At 64.7% G+C, this 17,302-nt stretch carries 10 protein-coding genes; 7 read left to right on the forward strand and 3 right to left on the reverse strand.

Annotated features, from left to right (window positions below):
* Positions 1-146 precede the first annotated feature (146 nt).
* From dgcB to J4P02_RS05185, 6 genes are all read left to right on the forward strand, one after another.
* A complete protein-coding gene (dgcB, locus tag J4P02_RS05160; RefSeq protein WP_426188428.1) occupies positions 147-2,093 on the forward strand; it encodes a dimethylglycine demethylation protein DgcB in 1,947 nt (648 codons plus the stop codon).
* Complete coding sequence (locus J4P02_RS05165) at positions 2,093-3,313, forward strand: electron transfer flavoprotein subunit alpha/FixB family protein (RefSeq protein ID WP_426188430.1); 1,221 nt, start codon at positions 2,093-2,095, stop codon at positions 3,311-3,313. The genes dgcB and J4P02_RS05165 overlap by 1 nt, the downstream gene beginning before the upstream one ends.
* Before the next feature lie 10 nt (positions 3,314-3,323).
* Positions 3,324-4,094 carry an electron transfer flavoprotein subunit beta gene (locus tag J4P02_RS05170; protein ID WP_426188432.1) on the forward strand — a complete coding sequence of 257 codons (771 nt, stop codon included), beginning with the start codon at positions 3,324-3,326 and terminating at the stop codon, positions 4,092-4,094.
* A gap of 1,085 nt (positions 4,095-5,179) precedes the next feature.
* Positions 5,180-8,632, forward strand: coding sequence for an alpha/beta fold hydrolase (locus tag J4P02_RS05175; protein ID WP_426188434.1), 3,453 nt, complete (start codon positions 5,180-5,182; stop codon positions 8,630-8,632).
* Positions 8,633-8,763: 131 nt separating this feature from the next.
* A complete protein-coding gene (locus J4P02_RS05180; RefSeq protein WP_426188436.1) occupies positions 8,764-10,632 on the forward strand; it encodes a hypothetical protein in 1,869 nt (622 codons plus the stop codon).
* A gap of 45 nt (positions 10,633-10,677) precedes the next feature.
* Positions 10,678-11,934: a metallophosphoesterase family protein gene (locus J4P02_RS05185; protein ID WP_426188438.1), complete on the forward strand. Its 1,257-nt coding sequence runs from the start codon at positions 10,678-10,680 to the stop codon at positions 11,932-11,934.
* A gap of 105 nt (positions 11,935-12,039) precedes the next feature.
* Here J4P02_RS05185 and gbcA read toward each other — a convergent pair whose 3' ends face one another.
* A complete protein-coding gene (gene gbcA, locus J4P02_RS05190) occupies positions 12,040-13,332 on the reverse strand; it encodes a glycine-betaine demethylase subunit GbcA (RefSeq protein WP_426188440.1) in 1,293 nt (430 codons plus the stop codon).
* Between the two features lie 288 nt (positions 13,333-13,620).
* On the opposite strand from gbcA, the gene gbcB reads away from it, so the two are divergent.
* Positions 13,621-14,721: a glycine-betaine demethylase subunit GbcB gene (gbcB, locus tag J4P02_RS05195; RefSeq protein WP_426188442.1), complete on the forward strand. Its 1,101-nt coding sequence runs from the start codon at positions 13,621-13,623 to the stop codon at positions 14,719-14,721.
* A gap of 120 nt (positions 14,722-14,841) precedes the next feature.
* Here the strand turns inward: gbcB and J4P02_RS05200 are convergent, their stop codons facing one another.
* Together J4P02_RS05200 and J4P02_RS05205 are read right to left on the reverse strand one after the other, a co-directional pair.
* Positions 14,842-15,669, reverse strand: coding sequence for a nitrilase-related carbon-nitrogen hydrolase (locus J4P02_RS05200; protein ID WP_426188444.1), 828 nt, complete (start codon positions 15,667-15,669; stop codon positions 14,842-14,844).
* Positions 15,666-17,111, reverse strand: coding sequence for a purine-cytosine permease family protein (locus J4P02_RS05205; RefSeq protein ID WP_426188446.1), 1,446 nt, complete (start codon positions 17,109-17,111; stop codon positions 15,666-15,668). Before J4P02_RS05205 ends, J4P02_RS05200 begins: the two co-directional genes overlap by 4 nt.
* Positions 17,112-17,302 lie beyond the last annotated feature (191 nt).

The raw sequence follows: 17,302 nt of genomic DNA on the forward strand, positions 1-17,302 counted from the left end.
CTGGAGTGCGTAGCACTCCCAAACCGTTCACCGAGGTCCACCGATGGATCTCGATTACCCAGTTTGGGGCCGCTTCCCGGCCCAGCGGGAGCAAGCTCCCTCGCCACTCAAAGCTGTTCCTGTAAGACCCTTGCGGGAGCTTCACCATGTTGAACACCCTTCTGCCCATTCTGCTATTCGCCGCCCTGGGCCTTGCGGTCCTCGGCGCGCTGCGTCGCGTGGCCCTGTGGCGCCAGGGGCGAGCTTCCAAGGTCGACCTGCTTGGCGGCCTGCTGGCCATGCCCAAGCGCTACATGGTGGATCTGCACCATGTGGTGGCCCGGGACAAGTACATGGCCAACACCCACGTGGCCACCGCGGGCGGTTTTGTCCTGGCCGCGGTGCTGGCGATCCTGGTGCACGGTTTCGGCCTGCACAACCGCATCCTCGGCTATGCCTTGCTGTTGGCCACCACGCTGATGTTCGTGGGCGCGCTGTTTGTCGCCAAGCGTCGACGCAACCCGCCGGTACGGCTGTCCAAGGGCCCATGGATGCGCCTGCCGAAAAGCCTGCTGGCATTCTCCGTGAGCTTCTTCGTGGCGACCCTGCCGGTGGCCGGCATTCTTCCGCAAGACTTCGGCGGCTGGCTGCTGGCGGCGGTGCTCGCCCTGGGCGTGGTCTGGGGCGTGAGCGAGCTGTTCTTCGGCATGACCTGGGGCGGGCCGATGAAGCACGCCTTCGCCGGGGCCCTGCACCTGGCATGGCACCGCCGCGCCGAACGCTTTGGCGGTGGCCGTTCCACCGGCCTCAAGCCCCTGGACCTGGAAGACCCAAGCGCGCCCCTGGGGGTGGAAAAACCCAAGGACTTCACCTGGAACCAGTTGCTGGGCTTCGACGCCTGCGTGCAGTGCGGCAAGTGCGAGGCGGCGTGCCCGGCCTTTGCCGCCGGCCAGCCGCTGAACCCGAAAAAGCTGATCCAGGACATGGTGGTGGGCCTGGCCGGCGGTACCGACGCCCAGTTCGCCGGTAGCCCGTACCCTGGCAAGGCCATCGGCGAACACGGCGGCAACCCGCACCAGCCCATAGTCAACGGCCTGGTGGACGCCGAGACCCTGTGGTCCTGCACCACCTGCCGGGCCTGCGTGGAGGAGTGCCCGATGATGATCGAGCACGTCGACGCCATCGTCGATATGCGCCGCCACCTGACCCTGGAAAAAGGCGCGACGCCGAACAAGGGCGCCGAGGTCCTGGAAAACCTGATCGCCACCGACAACCCCGGCGGCTTCAACCCCGGCGGACGGATGAACTGGGCGGCCGACCTGAATCTTCCGCTGCTCAGCGAGAAAAACACCACCGACGTGCTGTTCTGGGTCGGCGACGGTGCCTTCGACATGCGCAACCAGCGCACCCTGCGGGCCTTCGTCAAGGTGCTCAAGGCGGCCCAGGTGGACTTCGCCGTGCTCGGCCTGGAAGAACGTGACAGCGGTGATGTGGCCCGGCGCCTGGGCGATGAAGCGACCTTCCAGCTTTTGGCCAAGCGCAATATCCAGACCCTGGCCAAGTACCGCTTCAAGCGCATCGTCAGCTGCGACCCCCACAGCTTCCATGTGCTGAAAAACGAATATGGCGCCTTCGGCGGCCACTACCTGGTGCAGCACCACAGCACTTATCTCGCGGAACTGATCGGCGCCGGTGCGCTGAATCTCGGCCAGCACAAGGGCAGCAGCGTGACCTATCACGACCCCTGCTACCTGGGCCGCTACAACGGCGAGTACGAGGCACCGCGCTCTGTGTTGCGGGCCCTGGGCATCGAAATCAGGGAAATGCAGCGCTCGGGCTTCCGTTCCCGTTGCTGTGGCGGTGGCGGCGGCGCGCCGATCACCGACATTCCCGGCAAGCAGCGGATTCCCGATATGCGGATGGAAGACATCCGTGAGACCGGCGCAGAGCTGGTGGCGGTGGGTTGTCCACAGTGCACGGCGATGCTCGAAGGGGTGGTGGAACCGCGTCCGGCGATCAAGGACATCGCCGAGCTGGTGGCCGACGCCCTGCTGGACGAGGCCGCACCGGGCAAGGCTGTGGTGCTCAAACCCGAACCTGCGGAGGTGCACTGATGAGCGACATTATCCGCCGCGATCCCCGGGCCGAGTGGATCGCCCGCAACCGCCTGCATCCGCTGCACGCCGCCATGCAGCCGGCGCAGCACAGCTGGATGGGGCCCAATGGCCTGATCCGCAAGAACCTCCACGGCATTGGCTTTATCGGCCCCAACGGCCTCAAGCGCATCGATCGCAGTGGCGCGCAACAGGGCGGCAGCGCCAAGCGCAGCGCGGCGGCCGAGGTGCAGTTGCCGCTGCATCAGGTGGCGCAACCGGCGTTCTACATCAGCGTGGTGCCGGACATGGTCGGTGGCCGCCTGAGCAGTCATGACCGCGATCTGCTGGGCCTGGCCCATCAACTGGCGGGGCAGGACGGCGCGGTGCTGGCAGTGGTGTTCGGCGAGCACAAGGAATCGACTTTCGCCACGGCCGGCGTCGACCGCTTGCTGGTGCTGCAGGGCAGCGAGTTCGAAGGTTATGCACCGGAACAACGGGTGCAGGGCCTGCGGGCTGTGGATAACCAGTTCAGCCCACGGCACTGGCTGCTGCCCGACAGCCGCACCGGTGGCGGCGAGCTGGGCCGGCGCTTTGCTGCGGCCCTGGGCGAACGCCCGGCAACCCGGGTCTGGCAGGTCAAGGATGGGCAGTGCATCGGCCGTGCCGGTGCCGGCCTGCAAGACCTGGCGCGGCCGGTTGCACGCTTGATCCTGGCCGCCGCCGAATGCGCCGAGCCGGTCAGCGAAACCCGCCATGAGGCCTTGCCGGTGGAGTTGTCCACAGGCATGGCCCGCAGCCTGGCGCGGATCGAGGACCTGGGCGCGGTGGCGGTGGACCCGGCGGCGATTCCCATGGCCGAGGCCGAGTTCATCTTTTCCGGCGGCAACGGGGTCAAGGACTGGCCACTGTTCCACCAGGCCGCCGCGGCCCTGGGCGCCACCGAGGGCGCGTCGCGGGTGGCGGTGGACGACGGCTTCATGGCCCGTGACCGGCAAGTGGGGGCCAGTGGTATCTGGGTCACCGCGCGGGTCTATGTGGCGGTGGGGATTTCCGGAGCGATCCAGCACCTGCAAGGCATCGGCGCCTGCGACAAGGTGGTGGCGATCAACCTCGACCCGGGCTGCGACATGATCAAACGTGCCGACTTGTCGGTGATCGGCGACAGCGCCGAGATTCTCAAGGCCCTGATCGCGGCGGTCAGCGCCTACCGCGACGGTGCCAAGCGCGATGCGGCTTAAGGGGACAGTTATGCACAGCAATGTGATCAGCCTGGTATCCATCGGCGCCCACCCCACCTCGGGCCGTCCACGGCGCGCCGAACAGGATGCCCGGGCGGTGGAGCTGGGCCTGCAACTGGCCGGTGAGCAATTGCAGGTACTGCATGCCGGCGATGTGGCCGAGCCGGCGCTGCGCGCCTACCTGGGCATGGGCCTGGAACAGTTGCATGTACTGGAGCAACCGGCGGGCGCCGATGCGCTGCCGGCCCTGACCCAGTACCTGCGCCACGCCGGCGCCCAGGTGGTGCTGACCGGCAGCCAGGCGGAAACCGGCGAGGGCTCGGGCATGCTGCCTTTCCTCCTGGCGGAGAACCTCGGCTGGCCGCTGGTGGTGGGCCTGGCCCAGGTCGAATCCCTGGGGGATGGCGTGGCCCATGTGCTGCAAGCCTTGCCCCGTGGCCAACGGCGCCGGCTCAAGGTGCGCCTGCCGTTTCTCGCCACTGTGGATAACGCCGCGCCCAAGCCGCGCCAGAGCGCCTACGGCCCGGCGCGCCGCGGTGTGCTGCAGGCCGACCAGGTGATGGTGCTGGAAGACCAGCTGCTGGCCGGCGCCAGCCTGCAACCGGCCCGGCCACGGCCCAAGCGTTTGAAAGTGATCAAGGCCAAGAGCGGCGCCGATCGCATGAAGGCCGCGACCGCCAAGGCCAGCGGCGGCACCGGCCAGGTGCTCAAGGGCGTCAGCCCCGAGGCTGGGGCCGAGGCCATTCTCAAGCTGCTGATCGAAGAGGGCGTGGTGCGCTGACGCCACCACTCAATCTCCTCTCCTAGGAGCCGGCTTGTCGGCGAACAGGCCCGCAAGCCGTGCGCCGCCCGGCCAGCTCCTGCAAGGGGGATAACAGCGTAGAGGGGGTTACTCACAATCCCTGTGTGCGGCCCTGTGGATAAGATGTTCGTGCCTTGCTCAAGCCCAGGCAGAGCAAGGTCTACAGGCGGTTGTACAAAATTCGATCAGGCCAAGTGCAGGTTTTTTCGAGGTTTTTTCTGCGGATCGGGCAATCCGAAGCGGGACTTTTGCACAGCAGTTGCCCCCAAAGTCTGTTGGCGCTTTTGTGGATAAGATGTTCGCTTAGCGCTACAGCCCTTGTATTTAGCGACTTTGCGCTGCCTGATCAAAAAATATCCAAAACCTCTAAATACGCCTGTTCAAGCACCCGGACGCCTGATTTTTCATGGCTTTCAGGGGTTTTCCACAGCAGGGTCCGCAGTTGCCCCCAAAGTCTGTTGGCCTTTCTGTGGATAAGGTGTTTGCCTTCGGCTGCAGCCCTTTGATGACGTGGCTTGTACGCAATTGCGCAAAAATTGATCAATCACGCTGAAAAGCGCTGTCTGCACCCAAGTCACGGATTTTCCTGGCGTTGTCCGGCGAACTATCCCCAAGGCCCCGGCACTTGCTCACAATTGCTGTGGGCCAACATGTGGATAAGTTGTTCGTCGAAGGCTGTATCCCTTGCATTCCATAGCGTGTGCGGCAATAGCTCAAATTTCATACAGTTCTAATGCCTGGCTTGACACTAGGAGGGGGGCTGTCTTCACTCATGCCACAAGGACTTGGCAGCTACTTATCCACATGCTGCCCAGGGAGGCCAGGCAATGGATTGTCGTCTATCACCCGCTTCTCCAGCCCATAGCCTGACGCCGCGACGTACCCGTCGTCGTTGTGCCAACCAGCGCGCACGCCTATAGCCCGGCCTGCATCCCCTCACTGTTGCAACGATTGTGTTTGCGGCGCCAAGGTCGGCCTGTACGGCTGCCCGCCGCGCCCCCGGCTGCACCTGACTATTAGAGGCGACCACAGAGTTGCCCCATCTGCCTGAGAGGAACTCCGCCATGACTCGGATCGCCAGCCCCATCAGCGAGATCCAGGAACACTACGACGTGATTGTCATCGGCTCCGGCTACGGCGGCGGCATCGCCGCTTCCCGATTGTCCCGGGCCGGACGCCGGGTCTGCCTGCTGGAGCGCGGGCGCGAGATTCGCCCCGGCGAGTACCCCAACACCCTGGTCAGCGCCACCGAGGAGTTGCAGGTGCATGACCCCGAAGGCCATATCGGCTCGCGCACCGGGCTGTTCGATCTGCACGTCAACGCCCAGCAGAACGTGGTGGTCGGTTGCGGCCTGGGGGGTACTTCGCTGATCAACGCCAACGTGTCCCTGGAGCCCGAACCCGGCGTCTTCGATGACCCGCGCTGGCCGAAGGCGGTGCGCGAACACCGCGACACCCTGCTCAAGGAGGGCTATGCCCGGGCTCGGGAAATGCTCAAGCCCAACCCCTATCCCGATTCCGCGCCGCCTTTGCCCAAGCTCCAGGCGCACCGCAAATCGGCGCAGTTCCTCAAGCAGGACAAGCACTTCTACAAGCCGCCGATCAACGTCAACTTCGCCAAGCTGCCCAACAACCTCAATCATGTCGGGGTCGAGCAACTGCCCTGCAACCAGTGCGGCGACTGCGTTTCTGGCTGCAACAACAAGGCCAAGAACACCACCCTGATGAACTACCTGCCCGATGCCTGGAATCACGGTGCACAGATTTTCTGCCAGGCCGAAGTGCGTTACCTGGAACGCGATGGCGACGGCTGGATCGTGCACTTCCAGTACCTGGACAGCGGCCGCGAGAAGTTCTCGGCACCGACCCTGTTCGTCAAGGCCGATATCGTCGTGCTCAGCGCCGGCACCCTGGGCTCCACCGAAATCCTCCTGCGCTCTCGGGCCAAGGGCCTGGCCACTTCGGCGCAACTGGGCGAGCACATGAGCGGCAATGGCGACATCCTCGGCTTCGGTCACAACTGCCAGCAGACCATCAACGGCATTGGCTTCGGCACCCATGCGGCCAGCGAGTTGCAACCCGTGGGGCCCTGCATCACTTCAATTATCGACATGCGCACCGAGGGCGACTGGCGCAGCCGCATGGTGATCGAGGAGGGCTCGATTCCCGGTGCCCTGGGCCGGGCCATGGTGCCGAGCATGGCGCTGTTCGCCAGCACCCTGGGCCAGCCCAGCGACGACAGCCTCAGCGGCAAGCTGGGCTACAAGGAGCGCGAGGCTGAGAGCTTCCTGCGTGGGCCTTACCACGGCGCGCTGCACAATATGCAGACCTACCTGATCATGAGCCACGACAATGGCCGCGGGCGCATGCTGCTGGACGCCCAGGACCAGCTGCGCATCGACTGGCCGGGGGTGGGCGAGCAGCCCAATGTGCTGCTCGGCAACGAGCGCCTGCACCAGGCCACCCGTGCCCTGGGCGGTATCTGGGTGGAGAACCCGATCTGGACCCAGTTGCTCAAGCACAGCATCGTTTCGGTGCATCCGCTGGGGGGCTGCGTGATGGGCGAGGACGCCGCCCAGGGCGTGGTCAACCACAAGGGCCAGGTGTTCAGCGGCAGCAGTGGCGATGCCGTGTACCCCGGGCTCTATGTGGCCGATGGAGCGGTGATTCCCACCTCGCTGGCGGTCAATCCGCTGCTGACCATCTCTGCGGTCAGTGAGCGCAACATGCGTCTTTTGGCCGAGGATCGCGGCTGGAAGATCAACTACAGCCTGCCCTCGGCCCCGAGCAAGGCGGTGGCGCCCGACACCCTGGGGGTGCAGTTCACCGAGACCATGAAGGGCTATTTCTCCACCGCCTTCACCCAGCCCCAGGGCACCGACCTGGCGCTCTACCAGCAGGCGGCCAAGCGCGGCCAGGAGGACAACTCGCCCATCGAGTTCACCCTGACCATCACCGCCGCCGATCTCAACCGCATGCTCAAGGAGCCCGCCCACGCCGCCACCTTGGTGGGCACCCTGGACGCGCCGGTGCTGTCGCCACAGCCCCTGGTGGCCAGCCACGGGGTGTTCAACCTGTTCGAGGAATACCAGCAGCAGGTGGGCGTGCGCCATATGAACTACGACATGCGCCTGAGCGCCGAGGATGGCAGCGAGTATTACTTCAGCGCCTTCAAGACGGTGCCCAGCGACCATGGCGTGCTGAATATCTGGCCCGACACCAGCACCCTGTATGTCACCCTCTATCGCGGCCAGGACAAGAGCGGCCCGGTGCTGGGCTCGGGGGTGATGCATATCCAGCCGGCGGACTTCGCCCGGCAGATGACCACCATGAAGGTGCTCAATGCCCGTAACGAGCGCGAGCGCATCGAAGCCCTGGCGCGCTTCGGCAAGTTCTTCGCCGGGATTCTCTGGGAAAGCTACGGCGGGGTGTTTGCCGGGGATATCTACTTCAACCCCGACGCGCCGCCACGGGTCAAGCGGCCGCTGGACGCGCCGGTGCCCACGGTGCAGTTCTTCGAGACCGAAGACCGCGTGCAACTGCGCCTGACCCGCTACCAGGCCGGCCGCAAGGGCCCGGTGATGCTGGTGCATGGGCTGGGGGTGGGCTCGAATATCTTCTCCACCGACACCATCCAGACCAACCTGCTGGAGTACCTGTGCAAGCACGACTATGACGTCTGGCTCCTGGATTTCCGGGTCAGCATCCTGCTGCCGGCGAGCAAGCAGGAATGCAATGGCGACCAGATCGCGGCCTACGACTTCAAGGCCGCGATTGGCCAGATCAAGCAGGCCACCGGTGCCCGCGATGTGCAGTGCGTGGTGCACTGCTACGGCGCCACCACCTTCTTCATGTCGCTGCTGGCGGGCCTGCAGGATGTGCGTTCGGTGGTCTGCTCGCAGATCGCCGCCGACACCGTGGTGGCCACCGCCACCGGGATCAAGGCCGGGCTGCACCTGCCGGGCATGCTCGATGCCATTGGCATCAAGTCGCTGACGGCCTATGCCGACAGCAAGGAAAGCCTGTTCAGCCGGCTGTATGACACGGCCCTCAACGGCTATGCGCGGATCGAGGCCCAGGGCTACTGCAACAACCCGGTGTGCCATCGCATTACCTTTATGTACGCCTCGCTGTACCGCCACGACACCCTCAACCAGAACCTGCACGACAACCTCCACGAGCTGTTCGGCGAGTCCAATATCCAGACCTTCGAGCACCTGGCGTTGATCTGTCGCAAGGGCCATCTGGTGGACTTCAAGGGCCGCGATGTGTACATGCCGCACTTCGACCGGCTGAAGCTGCCGATCTGCTTTATCAGCGGCGCCGACAACCAGTGCTACCTGCCGCAAAGCACCCAGAAGACCTACGAGCGCCTGTGCCAGATGCATGGCCCAGAGCTCTACAGCCGCCATGTGGTGCCGGGCTACGGCCATATCGACTGCATCTTCGGCAAGGATGCGGTGGTGGATGTATACCCGCTGATGCTCGCGCATCTGGAGAAGACCGCCTTGGGCTGAACCTGTTGCTCGCGGCCCGTGGCGCCACGGACGCGGTTCTGGCACGCGACGCGGTCGCCCGCGTCGTGCTTGCAGCCTGCCCACGGCTTTCGAGCCCGGGGCAGCTTCACAGGTAGACAGGGAAGGCTCAGATGAACGCTTATATCCGCTGGTTCCAACGCTTTATCTGGCTGGGCATCGCCATGAATATGGTGTTCGCCCTGCCGGCGCTGTTCGCCCCGGCCATGCTGACGGCGGTGGTCGGCCTGCCGCCGGTGCTGTCCGACCCCTGGCTGGAAAACGCCGGCATGCTGCTGGTGGGCATCAGCCTGTTCTACATGCCCTCGGGCTGCAACGCGCTGCGTTTCGTGGTGCATTCCTGGCTGTGCGTGCTGTCGCGGCTGATTGCCGTGGCGTTCTGGATCTACCTGATCGACACCAGCAACCAGTCCCAGGTATTCGTGCCCATGTTGCTGGGCGACCTCAGCATGTTCCTGCTGCTGGGGATAACCCTGTACCTGGGCAGCGCCCCGGCCAACCGGCCCTGGGCCTTGCTCTGCGCCGGGCTGCAGGCCTGGCGCCAATACTGGGCGGCCCGCTGGCAGCGCCACGGCTTTCGTGTGGAGACCCTGCTGGGGCTGCTGGTGCTGGGCATTGTCGGTTATACCGCCTGGGTCAATATGCTCCGCGAAGTGCCACAGCCACCCGAGGCCTCCGACGAAGATCACTTCAAGTACGCCGCCATCGGCCTGGGCATCGAGGCGCGGATACCCTACTACCTGTTCGCCGTGCTGCCGCAGCTGTGCCCGGAAAAACTGCCCCGGCCCGGTGGCTACGAGGTTTTCGGGTTTCTCTACGAGAATGGTCGCGAGCTGCCGGTGGGCATGGCCAAGCGTCAGCTGGGCTACCCCACGGTAGAACCCAACTGCGCCCTGTGCCACACCGGTGCCTACCGCGCCAGCGCCAGCGACGTGCCCACGGTGGTGGCCACGGCGCCGGCCAACCTGATGCAGCTCCAGGCCTTCCAGTGGTTCGCCTACGATTGCGCTAGCGATCCGAAATTCACCGTGGATGCGCTGATGAACGCGATCAACGCCAAGTTCCAGCTGGGGTTCGTCGAGCGCCTGTACAACCGCTACCTGATCATGCCCATGGCCAAGAACGCGCTGCTCAAGCAGAAACAGGCCTATGCCTGGCAGAAGCTGCGGCCGCAGCAAGGGCCGGGGCGCACCGACACCTTCAACCCGACCAAGATGGTGGTGTTCGGCTTCCCCGACGATTCCACCATTGGCACCGTGGACCTGCCGCAGATCTGGAACCAGAAACCCCGGGAGTCGATGTACCTGCACTGGGACGGCAACAACAACCAGATTCGCGAGCGCAACTACGCGGCGGCGATGGCCGTGGGGGCCACCCCGCAATCGGTGCTGCCGCAGAGCTTCAACCGGGTCACCAATTGGCTGCTGGGGCACAAGCCGCCGGCCTGGCCGTTCGCCATCGATCAAGCCAAGGCCGCCCAGGGCAAGCCGCTGTGGGAGGCCAATTGCGCCGGCTGCCATGATTTCGGCAAGGCCGACACCGGCCAGGTCACTACCCAGATCCAGCAACTGGGCACCGACCCTCATCGCCTGGACTCCTTCACCACTGGCCTGGTGCAGGCCTTCCACGGTTTCAAGAAGCCGCCCTTCGACTTTGGCGCCTACCGCAAGACCCAGAGCTACAGCAACACCCCCACCGATGGCATCTGGCTGCGCGCGCCCTACCTGCACAACGGTTCGGTGCCTAGCCTGTGGGACCTGTTGCAGGCTCCAGAGCTGCGGCCCCAGGTGTTCTTCACCGGCTCGGATATCTACGACCCGCAGAAGGTCGGCTTCGTCACCAGCGGTCCGGCCGTGCAGGGCTCGGGCTTGTTCAAGTACGACACCCATCTGGAGGGCAATGGCAACAGCGGCCACCTGTATGGCACCGAACTTTCCGATACGCAGAAGTGGCAGTTGATCGAATACATGAAAACCCTCTGACGCCACGAGGCGCCAGCGACCATGGACCACGAGAGGGATACCGACATGTCGTTTGTGAGCAATCTGGAACATGACTTCCAGCATTTGAAAACCCGCATCGACGGGCTGCTGGCCAGGCTCGACCTGGCCTGGAAAAAGCTCCGTGATCAGCTGCAGCCCGCAGAACTGCAAGCCATAGTGCAGCTGCTGCAGCGGGCCCACGATCAGGCGCAGTACGCGCTGATCCACGGCGACCTGCCGCCCGGCCAACCGCCGGTACCCTGGGAACTGGCCCACGGTCTGTCGGTGCTGCACCTGGGCAATGCCCAGCCGTTGCCGCAATCGGTGGACGAGCTCAAGACCCAGGTCATGAAGGACGGCACCTTGCTGGGCTGTCGCCAGTGGGAGCTGCTGGACCTGCGCTGGAGCGAGGCCCTGCTCAACTGGATCGAGAACCTGCGCAAGCATGCGCCCTTCGCCACCACCCCGGCGCTGATCGAGATGGCCGACGAAGTGCTGCTGGACATGGCCGGGGACTGGGGCACCGGGTATTTCGAAACGCAATCGGCGGCCCAGCGGGTGGCCGAGCTGATGCTCGCTGACCAGGCGGACGTCACCATCCACCTGGGCGACGTGTACTACGCCGGCACCGGCACCGAGGAAGACGCCGACCTCACTCACTGGCCCCAGGGTTCCCTGGCGTCATTCAGCCTCAACTCCAACCACGAGATGTACAGCGGCGCCCACGGCTATTTCGCCGAGATCCAGGCCCTGTTCCCCCGGCAGCAGGGCACCAGCTACTTCGCCCTGTTCAACACCCACTGGCTGATCCTTGGCCTGGACAGCGCCTATGCCGCCGACGAGATGAACCTGTACATGGACGGCAACCTCAACACCCAGCAGATCCAGTGGCTCAAGGGCCTGGTGGCCGAGAAGGGGCAGGGGCGGCGGATCATGGTTCTCAGTCATCACCAGGGGCTGGATATCAGCGGCCAGCAGCAGACCGCGCTGTACAAGCAGGTGGTCGATGCCCTGGGGCGGGTTCCGGACTACTGGTACTGGGGGCACCTGCATAACGGCATCTGCTATGCGCCCCAGAACGGCATGTACGGTCGCTGCATCGGCCACGGGGCGATTCCCTATGGGGTTACCAGCGAACTGAAAGGCAAGCCCCGGGTGAAATGGTCGGAAACCTTGTCGGCAGATGATCCGAACTATCCGCTGCGGGTGCGCAATGGCTACGTGAGGGTGAAGTTGAACGGCGCGCAGATCAGCGAAACCTTCGTTGGCGAGAACGGCGCCGTCAGCTGGCCGCTGGCCTGATCCGACCTGCTGCAACGGCAACGCCCGGGGACAGGCTCAACCCGCCCCGGGCGCTTGTCTTGGCGCTTGCCGCTTACTGCTCGCAGCTGCTCCTACCCACTGCTCCTATCCGTTAACGGGCACACCCTTGAGGTAAGGCGCCGGCTCCGCGCCGAGGTTGCTCAGCATGCGCTCGCTGTACCAGTCGACGAAGTTCACCACGCCGAACTCGTAGGTCTTGGAGTAAGGCCCTGGCTGGTAGGCGGTGGAGTTGATGCCGCGCTGGTTCTCCTCGGCCAGGCGCCGGTCCTGGTCGTTGGTGGCGTCCCACACCTGGCGCATGCGCGCCACGTCGTAGTCCACGCCTTCCACGGCATCCTTGTGCACCAGCCACTTGGTGGTGACCACGGTTTCCTGGGCGCTGATCGGCCACACGGTGAACACGATGATGTGGTCGCCCATGCAGTGGTTCCACGAATGGGGCAAATGCAGGATGCGCATCGAGCCCAGGTCCGGGTTCTTGATCCGGCCCATCAGCTTGGCGCAGCCCTGCTTGCCGTCCAGGGTCATGGACACGGTGCCCTTGAGCAGCGGCATGCGCACGATGCGGTTGCGCAGGCCGAAGCTGGCGTGGGCGTAGGGGATCTTTTCCGCTTCCCAGGCCGCGGCGGAGGCCGCGACATGGTCCTTGAACGCCTGGTCGGCACGGGGGTCGGTGACGTCGTCCCATTCCAGCAGGGTCTTGAGCAATTCCGGGTGCGAGCCGCCGCAGTGGTAGCACTCGCGGTTGTTCTCCAGCACCAGCTTCCAGTTGGCCTTCTCGTGCAAGGTGGTCTGCACCGCCACCTTGGTGTTCTCCATGTCGTAGGGCTCCATGTAGTGAGCCAGGGTGGCGAGGAAGTCGTCGATGGCTGGTGGGTTCTCGGCCAGGGAAATGAAGATGTAGCCGCCGGCGGTCTTCACGTTTACCGGCTTCAGGCCGTACTGCTTCATGTCGAAGTCGGCGCCCATCTCGGTGCCGGCGAACAGCAGGCGGCCATCCAGCTCGTAGGTCCACTGATGGTAGTGGCAGACCAGCTTGGCCACCTTGCCCTTGTCGCTGGTGCACAGCCGTGAACCGCGGTGGCGGCAGACGTTGTGGAAGGCGTGGACCACGCCGTCGGCACCACGGATCACGATGATCGGGTTCTTGCCGATCTGCAGGGTGATGTAGTTGCCCTTGGTGGGGATCTCGCAGGTCATGCCGGCGATCAGCCATTCCTTGTGGAAGATCTCCTGCATGTCGATATCGAACAGCCTTTCGTCGCAGTAGAAGGGCTGCGGCAGGGAGTAGGTCCGCTCGCGTTCCTGCAGCATTTGCGCAGTGGCCTTGCGTGCGGGTTCCAGTGGATCGCCCAAGCTCAGGGTAGTGACGTCCATCTTCAAGTCCTCATGGCCGTTCGATGCGGCCGGCGAATTAGTGGTTGGCTACGGTGGTGCTACGCAAGTCACGAAAAGTCGCGGGTTGTGCTTGGGGCGAGTGTGGGTCCGCAGGCGTCGTGAACCTTATCCATGGACGACATGGCGCAATCTGTTCCCGACGCGCAAGCCCCTGTAGCCAGGGGCTGGTCGCGATAAGCATGTGAATGTCGCAGATAGGTAAATGGGCGCGAGACGCCTTACGCAGAATCGCTGGCAAGACGCCGACAGTCGGCCGTGGAGAACAGCATGTCCAACACCTTCCTCAACCCGGTAACCACCCAGACCTGGGCCAATGGCCGTCATATCGTCCGTTGCGTCAAAGTCATCCAGGAAACCTGGGACGTGCGGACCTTCTGCTTCATGGCCGACCAGCCGATCATGTTCTTCTTCAAGCCCGGGCAGTTCGTCACCCTGGAGCTGGAAATCGAAGGCCAGCCGGTGATGCGCTCCTACACCATCTCCAGCTCGCCGTCGGTGCCCTACAGCTTTTCGGTGACCATCAAGCGAGTGCCCGGGGGCAAGGTCTCCAACCACCTGCACGACACCCTGCATGAAGGCCAGGAACTGGCGGTGCACGGGCCGGTGGGGCTGTTCAACGCCATCGACTTTCCCAACCCGAAGATCCTCTACCTCAGCGGCGGCGTGGGCATCACCCCGGTCATGTCCATGGCCCGCTGGTTCTACGACACCAACGGCAATGTCGACATGGTGTTTATCCACAGCGCGCGCTCGCCCAAGGACATCATCTATCACCGCGAGCTGGAGCATATGGCCTCGCGGATCGACAACTTCAGCCTGCACCTGATCTGCGAGAAGCACGGCCTGGGCGAGCCCTGGGCCGGCTACCGCGGCTACCTGAACCACAAGATGCTGGAACTGATGGCCCCGGACTTCCTCGAGCGGGAAGTGTTCTGCTGCGGGCCGACGCCCTATATGAATGCGGTCAAGCGCCTGCTGGAAGCCGCCGGCTTCGACATGACCCGTTACCACGAGGAATCTTTCGGTGCGACCCCGGCGGAAGCTCGGGCCGATGCCGTGGAACATGCCGAGCAAGCCGCCGAGGCCCCGGAAATCGATGTCGCCGACCTGCATCAGGTGGAGTTCACCGCCTCCGGCAAGAGCATCCGCGTGGCCCCGGGGGAAACCGTGCACGCCGCGGCGGCCAAGCTTGGCCTGATGATTCCCAAGGCCTGCGGCATGGGCATCTGCGGCACTTGCAAGGTGCTCAAGCTGGGGGGCGAAGTGGAGATGGAGCACAACGGCGGGATCACCGAGGAAGACGAGGCCGAGGGCTACATCCTGTCCTGCTGCAGCGTGCCCAAGGGCGATGTGCGGGTAGAGTTCTAAGGAGCAACCGCTTGTCGTGGCGAGGGCGCTTGCTCCCGCTCGCCTGCGTAGCAGGCGCAAGACCGATTACTGCGCCGGCCGGCCCAGCGGGAGCAAGCTCCCTCGCCACGCAAGCCGGGTTCATCCATACAGGCTGGGCCGTCGATCCAGGTGCACATGGTTATGTTCGCTGATGGACTTGTGCCAGGCCTGGGCCAGGTCCAGCTCCGCCAGCAGCAGTTGCTCGCCGGTTTCCCGGTCGCGGCCCGCCAGGGGGTAGCCATCGGCGTCGACTATGGTGGAGCCGCCCACCCAGTTCACCCCGCGCTCTTCGCCGCTGCGGTCGCAGGCGGCGATAAACATGCGGTTGACCGCGGCATTGGCCTGCACCCGCACCATCTCCGCCGGGCGTTCGCTGGCCGGGCGCGGGCCGTCGGGCCAGTTCACCGGCGCGCACAGCAGCGCCGCACCGGCCAGGGCCGGCAGGCGCACCCACTCGGGAAACTCCAGGTCGTAGCAGATCATCAGGGCGATCGGCCCGAAGCGCGTGGCCACCACCGGCGGCGGTTCGTCGCCGGGGGTGAAGATCAGGTTTTCCTGATCCCACAGGTGGGCCTTGCGATACACCGTCAGCGTGCCTTCAGGCTCGACCAGGGCGGCGCTGTTGGCCACGCGATCATCGTCCAGGCGCTCGCAGAAGCCGCCGACAATCACCACCTGCAGCTCTTCGGCGAGGTTTTTCCACAGGCTCAAGGTCGGTCCGTCGAGGCTTTCGGATAGGGCCAGGGCTTCGGCCAGACCCGTGAACACGTAGCCGCTTTGCACCAGTTCCGGTAGCACCACCACCTGGGCGCCGCGGGCGGCGGCCTGGCGGATCGCTTCGGCGCCGAGATTGCGGTTGTAGTCCAGCTCGCCAAGGCGTGGCGCCAGTTGCTGGCAGGCCACTTTCAGGGATGCCTGGGGGATCATTGCGCGCCTCCTTCCAGTCGCTGTTCGCTGGCCTGGATGGCCAGCCGCTCCGCCGCAAGGTCCAGGTGGCGGGTCAGCGCCCAGTAGACCAGCCCGGCCACCGCAAGGCCAATCACGAAGGCAATGTCGGCGCCGCCCAGGGCCACGGACAGCGGGCCCTGGTAGAAGCTCAGGGACATGAACGGCACCATCGCCAGCAAGCCGAGGAAATAGGCCGTGAGCCCGGCGCCGGACCAGCGGCCATAGATGCCCGCGGGGTTGAAGATATCGCTGATGGCGTAATGGCCTTTGCGCACCAGGTAGAAGTCCGCCAGGTTCACCGCGGTCCAGGGCACCAGGAAATACAGCATCAGCAGGACGAAGGTATTGAAGCTGCCCAGGTAGCTCTCGGGAATATTCATGGCGATCAGGAAGATCACCACCGCCACCAGCAGGATCCCGGCGATCCGGCTCTTGAGGTTGGGCTTGATCGACTTGAAACCGTCGATGGCGCTGATGCCGGTGAGCATGGCGCCGTAGCAGTTGACCGCCATGATGCCCACCAGCGCCGGCACCGCGATCAGCACGGTGAAGGTGCCGAAGCCGGGAATCAGCCGGTTGCCCACTTCCCGCACGCTGGCGATGGCGTCCGGCGAGGGCAGGGCCGAGGCCAGGAAGGCCCCCAGGGACATCAGCCACAGGGCCGAGCCGGCGGCGCCCAGGTAGGTCCAGAAGATCACCTGGCGCGATGGCGTCTGGTGCGGCAGGTAGCGCGAGTAGTCGGAGACGTACACCGAATAGCTGATCTGGTAGCCGGCGGCGGCCGACAGCTGGATCAGGAACGCCGACCAGGAAAAGTGCGCCTCGGCCACGGCGGCGTCGGCCTGCAGGGTCAGCAGGGCGCTGACGGTGAGCACCGCGAACACGCTGATCATCAGGTAGGTCAGCCAGCGCTGCACACTATGCAGCAGGTCGTGGCCGACCACCGCGATCAGCACCGCAATGGCGATCATCAGGGTGTACCAGGGCGCCCGGGCGCCGGGTATCACGGTGTTGATGGCGTCGGTGGCGAGGATCACGTTGAACACGTTGAAGCCGATGTAGACGAACACCACGGCGGTGAAGGGCACGATGGCGCCGCGCAGGCCGAACTGGGCGCGGGACTGGATCATCTGCGGCAGGCCCATGCGCGGGCCCTGGTTGGCATGGAAGGCCATGCAGAAGGTGCCCAGGCACACACCGATGACGATCGCCAGGATGGCGTATTGCAGGGCCAGGCCCAGGGCCGCGCCGGTAAAGCCGGTGACCATGGTGGTGAGCACGAAGTTGCCGGTGAACCAGAACGGGCCCTGGTGCCAGACCTTGCCGTGGCGCTCGTTGCGGGGCACGTAGTCGATGGAGCGGGTTTCGATTTTCAGGCCGGGCGGGTGGGCTTTCTCGGTGACGCAAGACTGAGTCGTCATGGGGGGGAGCCTTGTTTTTATAGGTCGACCCCGGAGTCTCGGACAAAGGTTGCGGATGTTGAATCAGCCAAGGCAAATAATCAGTTCAGGAATTTGTGAAGTGATAGCCGATTGCTGTTGTGGCGAGGGAGCTTGCTCCCGTTGGTTGGCGTAGCCAACCCCATGGTCGCAAGCTCATGCAAGGCTCTACG

Source organism: Pseudomonas sp. NFXW11 (assembly GCF_049887815.1).
Lineage (GTDB): Bacteria > Pseudomonadota > Gammaproteobacteria > Pseudomonadales > Pseudomonadaceae > Aquipseudomonas.

Coding starts and splice junctions, on each gene's coding strand:
- J4P02_RS05180 (WP_426188436.1), top strand. CDS start 8,764: ATGAACGCTTATATCCGCTGGTTCCAACGCTTTATCTGGCTGGGCATC.
- J4P02_RS05185 (WP_426188438.1), top strand. CDS start 10,678: ATGTCGTTTGTGAGCAATCTGGAACATGACTTCCAGCATTTGAAAACC.
- J4P02_RS05170 (WP_426188432.1), top strand. CDS start 3,324: ATGCACAGCAATGTGATCAGCCTGGTATCCATCGGCGCCCACCCCACC.
- J4P02_RS05200 (WP_426188444.1), bottom strand. CDS start 15,669: ATGATCCCCCAGGCATCCCTGAAAGTGGCCTGCCAGCAACTGGCGCCA.
- gbcA (WP_426188440.1), bottom strand. CDS start 13,332: ATGGACGTCACTACCCTGAGCTTGGGCGATCCACTGGAACCCGCACGC.
- gbcB (WP_426188442.1), top strand. CDS start 13,621: ATGTCCAACACCTTCCTCAACCCGGTAACCACCCAGACCTGGGCCAAT.
- dgcB (WP_426188428.1), top strand. CDS start 147: ATGTTGAACACCCTTCTGCCCATTCTGCTATTCGCCGCCCTGGGCCTT.
- J4P02_RS05175 (WP_426188434.1), top strand. CDS start 5,180: ATGACTCGGATCGCCAGCCCCATCAGCGAGATCCAGGAACACTACGAC.
- J4P02_RS05205 (WP_426188446.1), bottom strand. CDS start 17,111: ATGACGACTCAGTCTTGCGTCACCGAGAAAGCCCACCCGCCCGGCCTG.
- J4P02_RS05165 (WP_426188430.1), top strand. CDS start 2,093: ATGAGCGACATTATCCGCCGCGATCCCCGGGCCGAGTGGATCGCCCGC.